Source organism: Collinsella aerofaciens, assembly GCF_040926265.1.
GTDB classification, from domain to species: domain Bacteria; phylum Actinomycetota; class Coriobacteriia; order Coriobacteriales; family Coriobacteriaceae; genus Collinsella; species Collinsella aerofaciens_BB.
In genome coordinates this window covers 15,440-30,891 of sequence record NZ_JBCOIL010000019.1, presented here as the reverse complement: position 1 = coordinate 30,891, position 15,452 = coordinate 15,440, and the positions used below count along the sequence as shown (strand labels likewise).

Annotated in this window: 11 protein-coding genes; 6 read left to right on the top strand and 5 right to left on the bottom strand. The window is 58.6% G+C overall.

Annotation, left to right across the window (positions count from 1 at the left end):
* Nucleotides 1-291: 291 nt before the first annotated feature.
* From AB5767_RS06770 to AB5767_RS06755, 4 genes are all read right to left on the bottom strand, one after another.
* Nucleotides 292-1,656 (bottom strand): PFL family protein, encoded by a 1,365-nt coding sequence (locus AB5767_RS06770; protein ID WP_368131929.1) that lies wholly within the window; start codon nt 1,654-1,656, stop codon nt 292-294.
* 108 nt (nt 1,657-1,764) lie between these two features.
* Nucleotides 1,765-4,323, bottom strand: coding sequence for a homocysteine S-methyltransferase family protein (locus AB5767_RS06765; protein ID WP_368131930.1), 2,559 nt, complete (start codon nt 4,321-4,323; stop codon nt 1,765-1,767).
* Nucleotides 4,324-4,332: 9 nt separating this feature from the next.
* On the bottom strand, nt 4,333-5,121 hold the full coding sequence (locus tag AB5767_RS06760) for a hypothetical protein (protein WP_117745713.1): 789 nt from the start codon (nt 5,119-5,121) through the stop codon (nt 4,333-4,335).
* Nucleotides 5,121-5,993, bottom strand: coding sequence for a methylenetetrahydrofolate reductase (locus tag AB5767_RS06755; protein ID WP_138111646.1), 873 nt, complete (start codon nt 5,991-5,993; stop codon nt 5,121-5,123). Before AB5767_RS06755 ends, AB5767_RS06760 begins: the two co-directional genes overlap by 1 nt.
* Before the next feature lie 426 nt (nt 5,994-6,419).
* On the opposite strand from AB5767_RS06755, the gene AB5767_RS06750 reads away from it, so the two are divergent.
* On the top strand, nt 6,420-8,507 hold the full coding sequence (locus AB5767_RS06750; RefSeq protein WP_368132912.1) for a glutamine synthetase III family protein: 2,088 nt from the start codon (nt 6,420-6,422) through the stop codon (nt 8,505-8,507).
* A gap of 107 nt (nt 8,508-8,614) precedes the next feature.
* Here the strand turns inward: AB5767_RS06750 and AB5767_RS06745 are convergent, their stop codons facing one another.
* Entirely contained in the window at nt 8,615-9,355 is a 741-nt protein-coding gene (locus tag AB5767_RS06745; protein WP_368131932.1) for a GntR family transcriptional regulator, read from the bottom strand.
* Between the two features lie 208 nt (nt 9,356-9,563).
* On the opposite strand from AB5767_RS06745, the gene AB5767_RS06740 reads away from it, so the two are divergent.
* The 5 genes from AB5767_RS06740 to AB5767_RS06720 all read left to right on the top strand — a co-directional run bounded on the left by AB5767_RS06740 (nt 9,564) and on the right by AB5767_RS06720 (nt 15,355).
* The gene (locus AB5767_RS06740; protein WP_368131933.1) at nt 9,564-10,895 is read left to right on the top strand and encodes a 6-phospho-alpha-glucosidase; all 1,332 of its coding nucleotides are present in this window, start codon (nt 9,564-9,566) and stop codon (nt 10,893-10,895) included.
* A 67-nt stretch (nt 10,896-10,962) separates the two neighbouring features.
* Nucleotides 10,963-12,432: a PTS transporter subunit EIIC gene (locus AB5767_RS06735; protein ID WP_368131934.1), complete on the top strand. Its 1,470-nt coding sequence runs from the start codon at nt 10,963-10,965 to the stop codon at nt 12,430-12,432.
* 193 nt (nt 12,433-12,625) lie between these two features.
* Nucleotides 12,626-13,996, top strand: a complete 1,371-nt coding sequence (locus AB5767_RS06730) for a serine hydrolase domain-containing protein (protein WP_368131935.1) — start codon at nt 12,626-12,628, stop codon at nt 13,994-13,996.
* A gap of 281 nt (nt 13,997-14,277) precedes the next feature.
* On the top strand, nt 14,278-14,409 hold the full coding sequence (locus AB5767_RS06725) for a hypothetical protein (protein ID WP_368131936.1): 132 nt from the start codon (nt 14,278-14,280) through the stop codon (nt 14,407-14,409).
* 184 nt (nt 14,410-14,593) lie between these two features.
* A complete protein-coding gene (locus AB5767_RS06720) occupies nt 14,594-15,355 on the top strand; it encodes a 4Fe-4S binding protein (protein WP_368132910.1) in 762 nt (253 codons plus the stop codon).
* Nucleotides 15,356-15,452: the final 97 nt, after the last annotated feature.

The window sequence follows — 15,452 nt, the reverse complement described above, 5'->3', positions numbered from 1 at the left end:
CAAAAAGAAGAGCCGCAACCAGCATATATCAGAAAAAGAACCGTTCCAATGCCAAACCGCCATACCAGCAAAGTAGGGCAGAAGCGAAGCGACTGCCAAAGGGATAGAACTCAACCGAGGTCCCGTTGTGCGGGAGCCCCGCCGCCGGGCGGCAGACATATAAGGTCGATCGCGAGTTCCGCACGAGCCGGAGAGCACTAAATGTGCTCTCCGTGCGAGTCAGGACTGTCCGAGCAGGCGACCTTATATGTCTGCCGCCCGGCGGCGGGGCTCCTCGCCCGAACCCCTCAGCTAGTTCTTCAGCGAGTTCAGCGGCGCCGGGAAGCGTCCACCGCGGTGGGCAAGCACGGTGCCGGCGTTGGGGTTCACCGGCATGATGGGCGCACGGCCGAACAGACCGCCGTACTCGACGCAGTCGCCCACGCCCTTGCCGATAGCAGGAATCACGCGGACGGCCGTGGTCTTGTTGTTGATGACGCCGATGGCCATCTCGTCGGCGATGATGCCGGCGATGGTCTCGACCGGGGTGTCACCGGGGATGGCGATCATGTCCAGGCCAACGGAGCACACGCAGGTCATGGCCTCGAGCTTCTCGAGCGAAAGCGCACCGGCCTCGACGGCGGCGATCATGCCGGCATCCTCGGACACGGGGATAAAGGCGCCGGAGAGACCGCCCACGCTGGAGCTGGCCATGACGCCGCCCTTCTTGACGGCATCGTTGAGCATGGCGAGCGCGCAGGTCGTGCCGGGGCCACCGCAGGTGCCCACGCCGATGATCTCGAGGATGCGGGCAACGGAGTCGCCGATGGCAGGCGTGGGAGCCAGCGACAGGTCGACAATGCCTTTCTCGACACCCAGACGGCGGGCTGCCTCACGGCTCATGAGCTCGCCGGCGCGGGTGATCTTAAAGGCGGTCTGCTTGATTTTCTCGGCAACCTCCATCATCGTGGCGGAGTCGGGGAGCGTCTCCAAGGCAGCAGCCATAACGCCGGGGCCCGAGACGCCAACGTTGATGACGGCGTCGGCCTCGCCACCGCCGTGGACGGCGCCCGCCATAAACGGGGAGTCCTCGACCATGTTGGCAAAGCAGACAAACTTGGAGGCGCCAACGGAATCCTGGTCGGCCGTGAGCTTGGCGGCATCGATGATGGTCTGGGCGGCCATGAGCACGGCATCCATGTTGATACCGGCGCGCAGGCTGGCGACGTTGACGCTGGAGCAGACGCGGCTCGTGGTGGCGAGCGCCTGGGGGATGGACTGGATGACGCGGCGGTCGGCGTCGCCGATGCCCTTCTGGACGAGTGCGGAGAAGCCGCCCAGGTAATCGATGCCGAGCGTCTCGGCCGCGCGGTCGAGGGCATGCGCGATGGGGGTGAGGTCCTCATCCTTGCAGCACGCGGCGATCTGCGCCACCGGGGTGACGGAAACGCGCTTGTTGACGATGGGGATACCGTACTCGCGCTCGAGGTTCTCGGCGGTCTCGACCAGATGCTCAGCCGTGTGCGTCACGTGGTCGTAGATCTTCGTGCACATGCGGTCGAGGTTCTCGTCACCGCAACCCATGAGCGAAACACCCATGGTGATGGTCCTGATGTCGAGGTTCTGTTCCTCAACCATGCCGCGGGTTTCCGCGATTTCTGCGGGCGTGATCGCCATCCTTGCGCTCCTATCTGCCAAAACGAGCATAATCTTATCTATTCTAACGTGCCGCACGTGCCAAGTGGCGCATGCGGCACGTTTTGGTGCTCGGTTGTTTCCGTTGTGTTACTGCCCAAAGACCTCTTCGGCGATGCGCGCGCTCTCGGCGGCGTCCTTGGCGTAGTAGTCCGCGCCGATCTGCTTGGCGTATTCGGGGGTGAGTACGGCGCCGCCCACGATGATCTTGACGCCCGGCACCTCGGAATGAAGCAGCTTGATGGTCTCCTCCATGGCGACGACCGTGGTAGTCATAAGCGCCGAGAGGCCGACGAGTTTGATATCGCGCTCCTTGACGGTCTTGAGTACCTCCTGCGGATCGACGTCGCGGCCCAGGTCAAAGACGGTGTAGCCGTAGTTGTCGAGCAGCATTTTGACGATGTTCTTGCCAATATCGTGGATGTCGCCCTTGACGGTGGCCACGCAGATCTTGCCCTTGTCGGCAATCTCGCCGGCGGGCATCAGGCGCTTGATGGTGTCAAAACCAACACGTGCTGCCTCGGCCGAGGCCATAAGCTGCGGCAAGAAGAACTTGCCCTGGTCAAAGAGGACGCCAACCTCATCGAGGGCGGGGATAAAGTGATTGTTGATGAGGTCCATGGCGTCGTGATCTGCCAGCAGACGCTCGGTCTCGGCAGCGATCTCGCCTTTGCGGCCCGAGACGACCATGCGACGAATCGGGTCGTCGTTGCCGTCGGTGCCGGCGGTGCCAGCAGCGGGCACAGCGTCGGTCGATACTGCCTGAGCAGCTGCCGGGTTGGCGGCGATCTTGTACGGATCGGTCCAGCCGGCATAGCGCTCGATGTATCCGGTCGAGCCCTCGTCCTCAACGCTCAACACGCGATAGCTGTAGACGGTATCCATAAAGCGCTTGGAACCCGGGTTCATGATGGGGGCGTCCAGGCCCGCGCCGAAGGCGGCAGCCAAAAAGACCGAGCCCAGCAGCGGGCGGGCAGGCAGGCCAAAGCTGATGTTCGACACGCCGAGCGCGCATTTGACGCCCAGGCGCTCCTTGCACAGGGACATGGCGCGCAGGATCTGCTCGGCCTGGCGTTGATTGGTCGAGGCGGTCATGACCAGGCAGTCGATGAGGATGCGGTCCGGTCCGATGCCGTAGCGGGCAGCCTCGGCCACGATGCACTCGGCGATGGCGAAGCGAGCCTCGGCGGTATCGGGGATGCCGCCTTCGTCGAGCGTAAGGCCGACAACGTTGGTGCCGTAGTGGGCGACCAGCGGAAAGATCTCATCCATGATCTGCTGCTTGCCATTGACCGAGTTGATGATGGGCTTGCCGGCGTAGCGGCGCACGGCGGCCTCGACAGCGGCGGGGTCGGTGGAGTCGATCTGCAGCGGCAGCAGCGTGGAGCCCTGGAGCTGTTCGGTCGCCTGTTGGATAATCTTGACCTCGTCGATCTCGGGCAGGCCCACGTTGACGTCCAGGATGTCGGCGCCCTGCTCCTGCTGGCTGATGCCCTGGCTCACCACGTAGTCCAGATCGCCGTCGCGCAGGGCCTGCTGCAGGCGCTTTTTGCCGGTGGGGTTGATGCGCTCGCCGATGACGGCGATCTTGTGGCCGTCGCGGGGAAGGTCCACGACCGTTTGGGCGCTCGTGACCGACATGCTGGGCTTGCAGTGGCGTGGACTGGGCGTGTGGTTGTCGATAAGCGTGCGCAAGGCCGCCATGTGCGCCGGCGTGGTGCCGCAGCAACCGCCCACGACGCTCACACCGTCGGCGATCATGCCGGCGACGGCCTCGGCGTATTCGGGGGCTTGGATATCAAAGACGGTGTTGCCGTCGTCGTCTACATGGGGGAGTCCTGCATTAGCCTGCACCATAACGGGCTTGTCGGTAACGGTGAGCATACGTGCGGCGAGTCCTCGAAGCTCGGCCGGTCCTTGGCTGCAGTTGATGCCCAAAACGTCGGCACCGATGGCGTCGAGCGTGATGGCGGCGACCTCGGGGCTCGTTCCTAGGAAGGTACGGCCGTCTTCCTCAAAGGTCATGGTGGCAAAGACGGGCAGGTCGGAGTTCTCGCGGCAGGCGAAGACAGCCGCCTTGATCTCGGCCAGGTCGGTCATGGTCTCGATAATAAAGAGGTCCACACCCGCGGCGACGCCGGCGCGCACTTCCTCGGCAAAGAGGTCGTAGGCCTCGTCGAAGCTCAGAGTACCCAGGGGGCGAAGCAGCGCGCCGATGGGGCCGATATCGCCGGCGACGTAGCGGGCGCCGGCCTCGCGGGCGCAGGTGACGGCCGCGGCAAAGACGTCTGCCACGGTGGCAGCACCGTCGAGCTTGTGGGCGTTGGCGCCAAAGGTGTTGGCGGTGATCACGTCACAGCCAGCCTCGACATATTGACGTTGGATATCGGTGATAACCTGGGGCTCCTCAAAGTTGAGCAGCTCGGGCAGGGCGCCGGCCTTCATGCCGGCCGCTTGCAACATGGTGCCCATGCCGCCGTCGAACAGCAGGTGTCCCGTGCCCTCGATGGCCGCACGCAAGCGATCGTCCTTAATGCGCAGATCGCCGATCGTGCGCGTCTTGTACGTGGCACCGTTGCGACGTGCGGCATCAACGGGTGCCGCCAATGCAGTGCCGTCAGAATCATGAGTGATAAGCGGAGTAAACATTGAGGGCTCCTAATGGCTGGAATAGCAGGTGGTGTGGGCGGCGCGGAAGCGGCAGTGCTCGCGCATGCGGCAGATATTGCAGGTGGGGCGGCTCTGGGCGTCGTGGACTTCGCCGTCGAATAGGCCGATCACCGCGGTCACGCTTTTGGTGGGCATGAGCAGGCTGGTGGGTGTGACGGTAAGCCCGATGAGCCGCGTGGCGTTGAGCGCATTGACGATCGAGCGCTGGGCCGAGAGCGGGCAGTCGCCGTAGCCGGGACTAAAACGCCAGTTGCCGGCGAGCCCATGAACGGCGGCGTCCGTCTTGACCTGCTGGTCCATTTGCTCAACGGCGGCTTCCACGTAAGCGGAGCACGCGGCGTCGAGCACGGCGCCCTCCAGGGGATGTTGGGCTCCCGTGGTGCGCAGGCGACGCTCGGCGTCCATGCCGAGGGTGCATGCCATGAGCGCGGCAAAGCGGGCATCTTTGAGATGTCGATAGATATCGCGACCTCGCAGCTCAACGTTGGTGCCGACCAAGCGAATGCAAGGCTCACTTTGTTCGTCCACGCCCGTGGCATCGACGGCAAACACGCGGCGCACGCCACGGGGCTCAATGTCCAGTTCCAGACGTTCAACGACAAGCTCAATACGTCGTGACAGTTCGGGCTCAATCTGCTGGCCGCCGTAACCCAGATACCGCAGCATCTCGGCACGGTCGACACGGGGATGGTGCGCGGCATCGACACGGTAAAGCGCCGGCGACGCAAGGTCGGCCGGCACTTCGACAGCGGTTGTATCGATGTGCGGTTTTTCCATTACCCCAGGCGCTCCATAATGGTCGCGGCGATCGCAGGACGGTTCATAGTGTACAGGTGCAGGCCGTCGGCGCCGTGCTCCTTGAGGTCGCAAAGTTGGCGGGCGGCATAATCTACACCGGCTGCCTGCAGGCTCTCGGGGTCGTTCTCGTACTTGGCGAGAATCTTGATGACGGGGGAGGGCAGCGACGCGCCGCACATAAAGACCATGCGGCTGATCTGGGACTTGCCCATAAACGGCATGATGCCCGCGGTAATGGGCACGGTGATGCCTACCTTGTCGGCAAGCTCGCGGAAGCGGTAGAAGCACTCGTTATCAAAGAAGAGCTGCGTCACAAAGAAGCTTGCGCCGGCGTCCTGTTTTTGCTTGAGGTGTTCGACCGAGAGGTTGAGATCCTCACAGGCAATGTGGCCCTCGGGGTAGGCTGCGGCGCCCACGCAAAAGCCGGCGTCGACGAGCTCGGGGATGAGGTCGCGGGCGTAGGCGTAGTCGGAGGCGGGCTTGTCGTCCTCGGTCGCGCCGGCAGGGAGATCGCCACGCAGGGCCAGAATGTTTTCAACGCCGGCGGTGCGATACTCGTCGATCTTGGCGGCGATGTCGGCGTGGGTGCGGCCCACGCAGGTGAGGTGTGCCACCGAGGGCGTGTCGAATTCGCTCGAAATCATATGCGCGATGGGGGCGGTGGTGGCACCGTTGCCCGAGCCGCCGGCCGAGCAGGTGACCGAGACAAAGCTCGGCGAAAGCTTGCACAGATTGCCTGCCACTTCGCGAGCCGTGTCGAGGGTGAGCTCGCCCTTGGGCGGGAACATCTCAAACGAAACGGGCGCGGTGCCCTGGGATGCTGCCTGCTTAAAAACCTCGTCGACGCGCATATCGTGCTCCTCTAGATACGTAATAGTGTGATGTGTTGTAAGGATTCTACAGCACCACTGTGTCACGGTGGAGTTTCACTCGTTATTCGGGGATACCAATCAAAGATGCCTTGCTATCGGCTTTCTCTATAACAGAGCGGCTAATCTAGGCACGGACTATAAAGACTGGTATCTGATGCAAAATACCAGTTAATAGAGCTCCATCCCAAATTGACTACCCTTAAACCATGGGGAGAGGTCTGCAATTTATGCAGTTGATTGGCTGTTGAGGGTGGCAACGCCGCCTCGATAGGGTAACCTCATTGATTGGTTTCGCGACAGCAACATAACGGTAATGTCGCGGAAACACGGCGAGTCTAAGCTATGACTCGTTCGTTAGTAATCAACACCGCTTCTCACGCGGTGCCGATACGAAGGGAGTTCCGTATGGCCGAACTTACTGACCGCTTCGGGACCATGGTGTTCTCTGAGGAAGTCATGAAGGACTACCTCCCCAAGGACATTTGGAAGCGCCTTGCTGCAACCCTCGAGGGCGGTGAGCCGCTCGACCTGGATGTGGCCAACGCCGTTGCCCATGCCATGAAGGTTTGGGCCATCTCCAAGGGCGCGACGCACTACGCGCACTGGTTCCAGCCGCTTTCGGGCATTACTTCCGAGAAGCACGACAGCTTCCTCGAACCCAACCACGACGGCACCGCTATTACCAAGTTTACGGGAAAGAACCTCATCCAGGGCGAGCCGGACGCCTCCAGCTTCCCCAACGGCGGCCTGCGTGCCACCTTCGAGGCCCGCGGCTATACCGCTTGGGATCCCACCAGCCCCGCCTTTATCAAGGACGATGTCCTGTGCATCCCCACGGCTTTCTGCTCCTACACGGGCGAGGCCCTGGACAAGAAGACCCCGCTGCTGCGCTCCATGACCGCGCTCTCGCGTGAGGCCAAGCGCGTTTTGGCGCTGTTTGGTAAGACCCCCAAGAAGGTCGTTCCTTCCGTGGGCGATGAGCAGGAGTACTTCCTGATCAAGAAGGACGCTTACCGCAAGCGCAGGGACCTGGTCATCACCGGCCGCACCCTCTTTGGTGCTGCTCCCTGTAAGGGCCAGGAGCTCGAGGAGCACTACTTTGGCGCTATCCGCCCCACCGTCTCGGCCTATATGAAGGACCTGGACGATGAGCTGTGGGCGCTTGGCATTCCCGCCAAGACCAAACACAACGAGGTCGCTCCCTGCCAGCATGAGCTCGCCCCCGTCTATGGCGAGGTCAACGAGGCCATCGACCAGAATCTGGTCATGATGGAGAAGATGAAGCTCATCGCCTCCCGCTACGATTTGGTCTGCCTGCTGCACGAGAAGCCCTTCGAGGGCATCAACGGTTCGGGCAAGCACAATAACTGGTCGCTTGGCACCGAGTCCGAGAATCTGCTCGATCCGGGCGACACCCCGCTCGACAACCTGCAGTTCATCGTCTTCCTCACCGCGGTGATCGAGGCCGTCGATAACTACCAGGAGCTCCTGCGTGCCTCCGTTGCCTCGGCCGGCAACGACCATCGTCTGGGCGCCAACGAGGCTCCTCCGGCGATTATGTCCATCTTCCTGGGCGACCAGCTTACCGAGGTCGTCGAGAAGATCATCGATGGCAAGGCTTCCGTCCATGCCACGCACGGCGTGCTCGACCTGGGCGCCGATACCCTGCCCAAGCTGATGCAGGACAACACCGACCGCAACCGCACCTCTCCGTTCGCCTTCACCGGCAACAAGTTCGAGTTCCGTGCCTGCGGCTCCGAGCAGAACGTCTCCGACCCCAACCTGGTCCTCGATGCCGCCGTGGCCAAGTCGCTCAAGTCCTTCGCCGACGCACTCGAGGGTACGCCCGAGGATAAGTTCCAGGACGCCGCGCTCGAGTACTGTAAGAAGGTGCTGACCGATCACCAGCGCATCCTGTTCTCCGGCGACGGTTACTCCGACGAGTGGCCCATCGAGGCCGAGAAGCGCGGCCTTGCCAACAACAAGACCACGGCCGACGCTCTTCCCGCCTTTGTTTCCGATAAGGCTATCGCGCTCTTTGAGGAGACGGGCGTTCTGACCAAGGCCGAGGCTCAGTGCCGCTACGACTGCAAGCTCGAGAAGTACAACAAGCTCATGAACATCGAGGCTACCACGATGATTCGCGAGGCACGTCGTACCTATCGTCCGGTCATTACCGCCTATGCCACCAAGGTCGCTAAGGGCCTTGAGACAATTCGTGCCGCCGGTGCTGAGGCCGCCATGCAGTGCGAGCAGAACACGCTCAACAAGCTCTGCAACGGTATCACCGCCATCAACGACTCCATCAAGGCGCTCGATGCCGTGCATCAGAAGGCCGAGGCTCTCGATGGCCAGGAGCAGGCCAATGTGTATGCACACGAGGTCGTTCCCGCTATGGATACGCTGCGTGCCGCCGTGGATGCCATGGAGGAGATCGTGGCCGCCGACTACTGGCCGGTCCCGACCTACGACGACATTCTGTTCTACGTGTAGAGCGTAACTGACATATCGTTACGGTAATGAGCCGGGGTCCGCATCATGCGGGCCCCGGCTTTTTCGTGGGACAGATTCACTTGGACAGCGTCCGCTCGTGTCGTTTATTAGGGCAGAGGCATGCGCGTTGCCGTGTCGTGGAAATGGAAGATGCTCGGAATATAACGCGCCTCGACGTACTCAAATTGAGTTCCGGTTGAGTCGAATGTCTGGCTGGTTACGACTGCCAGATACGAAGAAGAATCGACGCCAAGCAACCGGCAGTCCTCGGTGTCGGGCTGGGCGAGGGTTATCGTTCGTTTGCTCACGGCAATGGTGAGCCCGAGCTCATCCTCGATGTAATGGAAGAGCGATAGGGTGGCATTCTGCTCGTTTAAGCCGGGGACGGAAGAAGTTAGGAAGTAATGGCGGTCGACTGCGACTGGTTTATCGTCGAGCATACGGACGAGCTTCAAATGCGTAAGATCTTCTCCCTCGGGAAATCCCGTCAACTGAGCTAGGCGCTTATTGGCGCTTACGTGTTCGAAATAGACGATTTTTGACGTTGGAATCGCTCCGATCGCGTGTGCTGATTCGCTGAACGAAGAAAGGTCACTTACGGTGAATGCGCCCTCTTTGCTGGCGTCTGTAAGTGATGTCTCGATTACGAGGACTCCCTTGCCTTTAATGGACTGAACTAGACCTTCATTTGCGAGAAGTGAGATGGCTTTGCGCACCGTCATTCGAGAGCAGGAGAACTCTTTGGAAAGATTTTGTTCGGAAGGAAGGAGCGATCCCACGGGATGCTTGCCTTCGATAATCCGCTCTCGAAGGCTGCGGTAAATTTCGCTGTACAGGACCCTTGCCAAAATGCTCTCCTTATTGAGGTGTTCGAAATGCGTCAAATCGGCGCGATAGTTTGTTTCTACCAATTATAAGAAGTGAAGACACTTAAAACTGCCGCTTACCGCCAAAAATCAACCGTTCGCCCGTGTGCATAACCTGTCTAGACAGATAGCAAATCACTGAGGCTATAATTCAAATCGTCAAGTACATGTCTAGACAGGAGGACTAATAATGGCAAAACAGAGTTATGCGGTTACGATCGCGGGAGGCGGAAGCACTTATACACCGGGTGTTGTTCTGACACTTCTCGCGAAGCGCGATATGTTCCCCATCAATAGGATTACGCTCTATGACAACGATGCCGAGCGTCAGGGGACGATTGCCAAGGCATGCGCCATCTACATTAGGGAGAATGCTCCAGAGGTAGCCTTTAACTATACGACCGACCCCGAGGAGGCCTTCACAGGTATCGACTTTGTACTTGCCCAGATTCGCGTTGGCAAGTACGCTATGCGCGATAAGGACGAGAAGATTCCCCTGCGCTATGGTGTTCTCGGCCAAGAGACCTGCGGCCCTGGCGGCATTGCTTATGGCTTGCGTTCTATTGGCGGTGTGCTCGAGATCCTCGACTACATGGAGAAATACAGCCCTGACGCGTGGATGCTCAACTACTCCAACCCCGCGGCAATCGTTGCCGAGGCAACACGCCGTCTTCGCCCAGATTCAAAGATCATAAACATTTGCGACATGCCTATTGCCCTTATGGATATCATGGCTCAGATGTGTGGTCTCAAGGACCACAACGACCTCGTCGTTGGCTACTACGGCCTCAACCACTTTGGTTGGTGGACAAAGATTCACGACCGTGCTGGCAATGACCTTATGCCCACTATCAAGGCCCAAATGGCTAAAAACGGTTATGCCGGCGAGGATTCCGGCCTTGAATTCGTCGATGCATCTTGGGATCAGACGTTCCGTAAGGCTAAGGATGTTTACGCGCTCGATCCGAATACCATCCCGAACACCTACCTCAAGTACTATCTCTTCCCGGACTATGTGGTTGAGCACACCGACCCCAACCACACCCGCACCGATGAGGTCCGCGAGGGTCGTGAGAAGCGCGTTTTCGGCACGGCCCGTCAGATTATCGAGAAAGGTACGTCTGAGGGCTTTGGCCTCAAGCCGGATACCCACGCTGAGTACATCGTCGATCTCGCGCGCGCTTTGGCTGAAAATACTCGTGAGCGCTTCTCGTTGATTGTCCCCAACGGTGGAGCCGTGTCAAATTTTGACCCGACAGCTATGGTTGAGATTCCCTGCATCGTTGGCAACGATGGCTACGAGAAGATTTGCCAAGGCGAGATTCCGCAGTTCCAGAAAGGACTCATGGAGGAGCAGGTCTCGGTCGAAAAGCTCGCGGTGTCTGCTTGGGTCGACCATTCCTATCAGGACCTTTGGCAGGCGCTGACCCTTTCGAAGACGGTCCCCTCCGCTTCCGTTGCGAAGAAGATTCTCGATGACCTCATTGAGGCGAATAAGGAATTCTGGCCGGAACTCCACTAGTACGGAAGCTAAATAAGTGAATGATGGCGGGCGGCCGACCTTGGACAGGTCGCATGGGAGGAAAACCATGAGCGAAAGCAAAGAACTTGCAAATCGCAAGCTTGGCGAGGACGTAGTTGGCCTCGTTGGCGGTAAGGAAAACATCCTGAGCATCTCGCACTGCATGACGCGCCTGCGCTTCAAACTGCGTGACGATGCGAAGGCCGATACTAAGGCAATTGAGTCCCATAAAGGCGTCATTCAGGTAATCAACGCGAATGGCCAGTATCAGGTTGTCGTTGGCATCAACGTGATTGAGGATGTTTACGATGCTGCGGTTGCTGCCTCTGGTGTCGAGGGCCTGGGCGAGGTCGATCTTGATGGTGAGCCTGTCAAGAAAGGAAACGCTGTTAGTGCTCTTATCGACACCATCTCGGGTGTCATCCAGCCGATTCTTGCGGTGCTGTGCGCTGCGGGCATGATTAAGGGTGTTCTAAGCATTCTCGTCGCCCTTGGATGGATTACGGCGACAGATGGCTTGTATCAGATTCTATATGCGGCTGGTGACGGCTTCTTCTACTTCCTGCCGATCATCCTTGGCTATACTGCGGCAAAGAAGTTTGGCTGTAGTGAGTTTATTGGCATGACGCTCGGCATCGCACTTACGTATCCGGCGATGGTCAACATTACATCGGGCGATGTCTTAGGAACGGTGCTTGCTGGCACTCCCTTTGCTATGAACTATTACACGACTTTCCTCGGTATACCCGTTATCATGCCGTCTTCGGGTTATACGAGCTCTGTCATTCCGATTATCATCTCTGTTTGGTTTGCGGCAAAGCTGGAGAAGTGGTGCCGCAAGCACTTCTCTGAGTACGTTAAGTTTTTCTTTGTGCCAACGTGCGTGCTCGTCGTGATGGTTCCCGCTACCTATCTGATTATCGGTCCTATTGCCACCCTGATCACGAACCTCATGAGCCTGCTGTTCAACTCGCTCTACAGCCTGCCCGTCATTGGCGGCGCGCTCGGCGGCATCGTTCTTACCGCCATTTGGCAGCCCATGGTCATCTTCGGCTTCCACTGGAGCGTCATCGCCCTTATGCTGGTGAACATTGCCTCCCAGGGCTGGGATATCGTCATGGCGCCGTACATGGTTTGCTCGTATGCCCAGTCCCTTGCCGTCCTCGCCATTCTTCTTAAGACTAAGGACGAAAAGCTCAAGCAGCTTGCTTGGCCGGCGTTCATCTCGGGCTTCTTCTTCGGTATTACTGAGCCCTGCATCTACGGCGTGACCCTTCCGCGCAAGAAGCCTTTTGTCATGAGCTGTATCGCTTCTGTGCCTGGCGGCCTGATCATCGGCGCTCTTGGCACCAAGATGTTCGCCTTCACCGGCGGCGGCTTCTGCGCCTTCCCGGGCTTCATTGATCCGTCTGGCGCAATGGGCGCAAGCTGCCTGATCTACGTAATCATAGCCATTGTGGTTTCCAGTGTGATTTCGTTCTTGCTTACGTATGCGACGTACAAGGAAGACGTGCCGGCGGTAGAGGCTGCAAAGTAGCCAAAGAGGCGGGGCCGCGGGATAAGTATTTCCCCCGCGCGCCAGTAATCAGACAAGGTCGTCCTCGGATAAGCACTGAGGGCGACCTTGTCTTGCGCTGGTTTCGTTTGAGAGGCAGTGGTTGAGAGTGTCTAATATTATCTTTGACAATAAGATGGGCGAGGCGTGTCTTGCGGCATGGAGGTCCGCGGGCGTGGAAGTCCGTTCGGTCGTGGTCAGACAAGATGGTGAAGTCGTCTTTGAGCACGCGGCTGCGCCGTTCGCCCTCGAACACGTTCACCCGCTCTATTCTGTGACTAAGTCCTTCACCTCGGTTGCTGTCGGGATGCTGGTGAATGAAGGACGGTTGTCTCTGACTGATCGTTGGATTTCATACTTCCCGGAATATGAAGGCGAAGTTGCTGACGAGCGTTTTCGAGATGTAACGATCCGTAATTTGCTGACCATGACGATGGGGCAGGAGAGCGACCTTTCGTATATCGGCGCGCGAGACGACTGGGCACTTGAAGTGCTTCATCGTGAGTTTGACTGGAAACCTGGCGAGGTCTTTCACTACGACTCGCTGTGTTCACATTTGTTGAGCATGCTTGTGCAACGCATAAGCGGAACGAAAGAATCCGATTATCTTGCCGAGCGCTTGTTTATGCCGTTGGGTATCAGGAGTTGGTGGTGGGAAGAGGACCAGGCCGGTCATACGACCGGAGGTTTTGGTCTTCATCTTTCGACACCGGATTTGGCTAAGTTTGGTCAATGTTTGCTGGATGGCGGCAAGTGGCGTGGGGAACAGATCATTCCCGCGGAATGGGTTGCCGAGGCGACGAAGATTCAGATGGAAACGAGCCCCTTTTATCCGTCTGAGGCGACTGAAGACAGCAATGGCTATGGATACCAGTTCTGGATGTGCCGGCGTGGCGGGTTCAGATGCTCTGGCCTTTTTGGGCAGCTGTGCTACATACGGCCCACAGATGGCCTTGTCATCGCCTGCTCGAGTTCCACGACAGGAAGTAAGGCGCTGCTTGATCCGCTGTATGAGGTATTGTTCAAAGAGTCTAATGTTCGGGAAACGGTGGCTTCCGAACGTGACTTCGATAGCATTCCCTTGCCAGTTGGGTTGGCTTCTGGCGGACGTTTGAGTTCATTACGCCTCGAGGGCATTCATCGTTGCATTTTCGGGGATTTTGAAGAGATCAATATTCGATTTCATGAGAATGAGCTGAAATTGTCTCTGTTGCGCGATGGTCGCGAGTACGGCGTGAGGGCTGGCTACGAGTCTTGGGTTTGCAAATCGGGCGATGGGGCCGGAGTCGGAGACCTCTTTTCCTTCGTGACTCATGAAGCTGAGAGGGACGATGCCCCCGCATGGGATGTTCGCAAGTTGTTTGCAGCGTATGCCTGGACTTCGCCAACAAATTTACAAATCGAGACCAGGGAACTGGACTACACGCGGCGCTGTTTTATCGATGTGCGGATCGGAGGTATTTATGCTGTGTGCAGGGTGCGAGTTGAGGGAATGTACTGTTTCCCGGCACCCTCGGAACTCACAGCGATTTTGAAGTTGGGATAATTTTCAAGACGTGCGATTGATAAGAAAGATTGCCAACATCACGGCTAATGGAGACGGAGCTGTCTCCGGGCAATGTTTTTCGATACGGACGTTTCAGATATCGTATTGCTAGGGACTAAGTTAATCACTTGTTAGGGCCGAAGCGTAGGTGCGTTTTCTCGGCTCTGTACCCTGTTGGGCTCGAAGCCCGGCGCATGGCACCATTTAAACTGAGAAGCCCGCTATCGTGAGGATAGCGGGCTTCTCAGTTTAAATGGTGCCCCACCCAACGGGATATTCGCGTGCGGCTGGCATTGCCCGCTTCCGCTGCGTCGCTTCGCTTCTTGCGTGCCGCCGTGGACGCCATGGAGGAGATCGTGGCCGCCGACTACTGGCCGGTCCCGACCTACGACGACATTCTGTTCTATGTGTAACAGACGCGTTTGATTTTGCGTGCGCAGGGGTCTCGCCAGTGCGAGGCCCCTTCTTTTTATGTCGCTCGGACCTGCTTTGAACTTGCAGCCGAGCGGGCGTTTCGCGCGGGGCATCTTGAAAGTTGTAACCTGTTTTGGCATGCGGACGTTTCGGGCGTTTGTTCGTAAAGGGGAGGATTATCCGATGAAGGTATTTGATATCGTGTTTAGCCCGACCGGCGGAACGGAAAAGGCGTCTGGCTACATTGCCAATACGTTGGAAGGGGAAACCGTTGCTGTAGATCTGACCGATAGCGGGCTTGGTTTTCGCACGGTTGCGATGACAAAAGAGGATGTAGCCGTGATCTCGGTGCCCTCGTATGGCGGGCGAGTCCCGACTGTGGCCGCGGAGCGTTTGGGTATGATGCGGGGAAACGGTGCGCAGGCGGTTCTGGTTTGTGCTTACGGAAACCGCGCGTATGAGGACACGCTGGTCGAGCTTGAAGACGCGGCAAAGGGCGCGGGCTTTCGGGTGATCGCGGCGGTTTCAGCCATCGCCGAGCATTCTATTGTTCGCCAGTTTGCCGCCGGCCGACCAGACCGACAGGACGCTGCGCAGCTCGCTGGGTTTGCGAATCAGATTCAGCAAAAGATATCTGCAGGTGATGCTTCTGAGCCGGCAATTCCGGGCAATCGTCCCTATAAGAAGACAGGGGGCACCGGTATGGTGCCCAAGGCCACAAAAGAGTGCACCGCTTGCGGGGCTTGTGCCGCAGCGTGCCCTGTTGGCGCTATCGATAAAGACGATCCCAAGCGGGTGGACAAAAAGGCCTGCATTTCCTGCATGCGCTGCGTTGCCGTATGTCCGCGGGGCGCTCGCGCGGTAAATCCCGTCATGCTCTCTGCGGCTACCAAGATGTTGAGCAAAGCCTGCTCTGAGCGAAAAGAATGCGAGCTGTTCATCTAGCGCAAGGGCATTGAGTGCTTTTCGTTTTATAACGGCAAAAAGAACGAACCCGTCGGACCTTACATCCGGCGGGTTCGTACATTTTAAAGTTGGTGCC

Bases quoted from the DNA above. Each gene is read 5' to 3' on its own strand.
- AB5767_RS06770 (WP_368131929.1), bottom strand. From the start codon at position 1,656: ATGGCGATCACGCCCGCAGAAATCGCGGAAACCCGCGGCATGGTTGAG.
- AB5767_RS06765 (WP_368131930.1), bottom strand. From the start codon at position 4,323: ATGTTTACTCCGCTTATCACTCATGATTCTGACGGCACTGCATTGGCG.
- AB5767_RS06760 (WP_117745713.1), bottom strand. From the start codon at position 5,121: ATGGAAAAACCGCACATCGATACAACCGCTGTCGAAGTGCCGGCCGAC.
- AB5767_RS06755 (WP_138111646.1), bottom strand. From the start codon at position 5,993: ATGCGCGTCGACGAGGTTTTTAAGCAGGCAGCATCCCAGGGCACCGCG.
- AB5767_RS06750 (WP_368132912.1), top strand. From the start codon at position 6,420: ATGGCCGAACTTACTGACCGCTTCGGGACCATGGTGTTCTCTGAGGAA.
- AB5767_RS06740 (WP_368131933.1), top strand. From the start codon at position 9,564: ATGGCAAAACAGAGTTATGCGGTTACGATCGCGGGAGGCGGAAGCACT.
- AB5767_RS06735 (WP_368131934.1), top strand. From the start codon at position 10,963: ATGAGCGAAAGCAAAGAACTTGCAAATCGCAAGCTTGGCGAGGACGTA.
- AB5767_RS06720 (WP_368132910.1), top strand. From the start codon at position 14,594: ATGAAGGTATTTGATATCGTGTTTAGCCCGACCGGCGGAACGGAAAAG.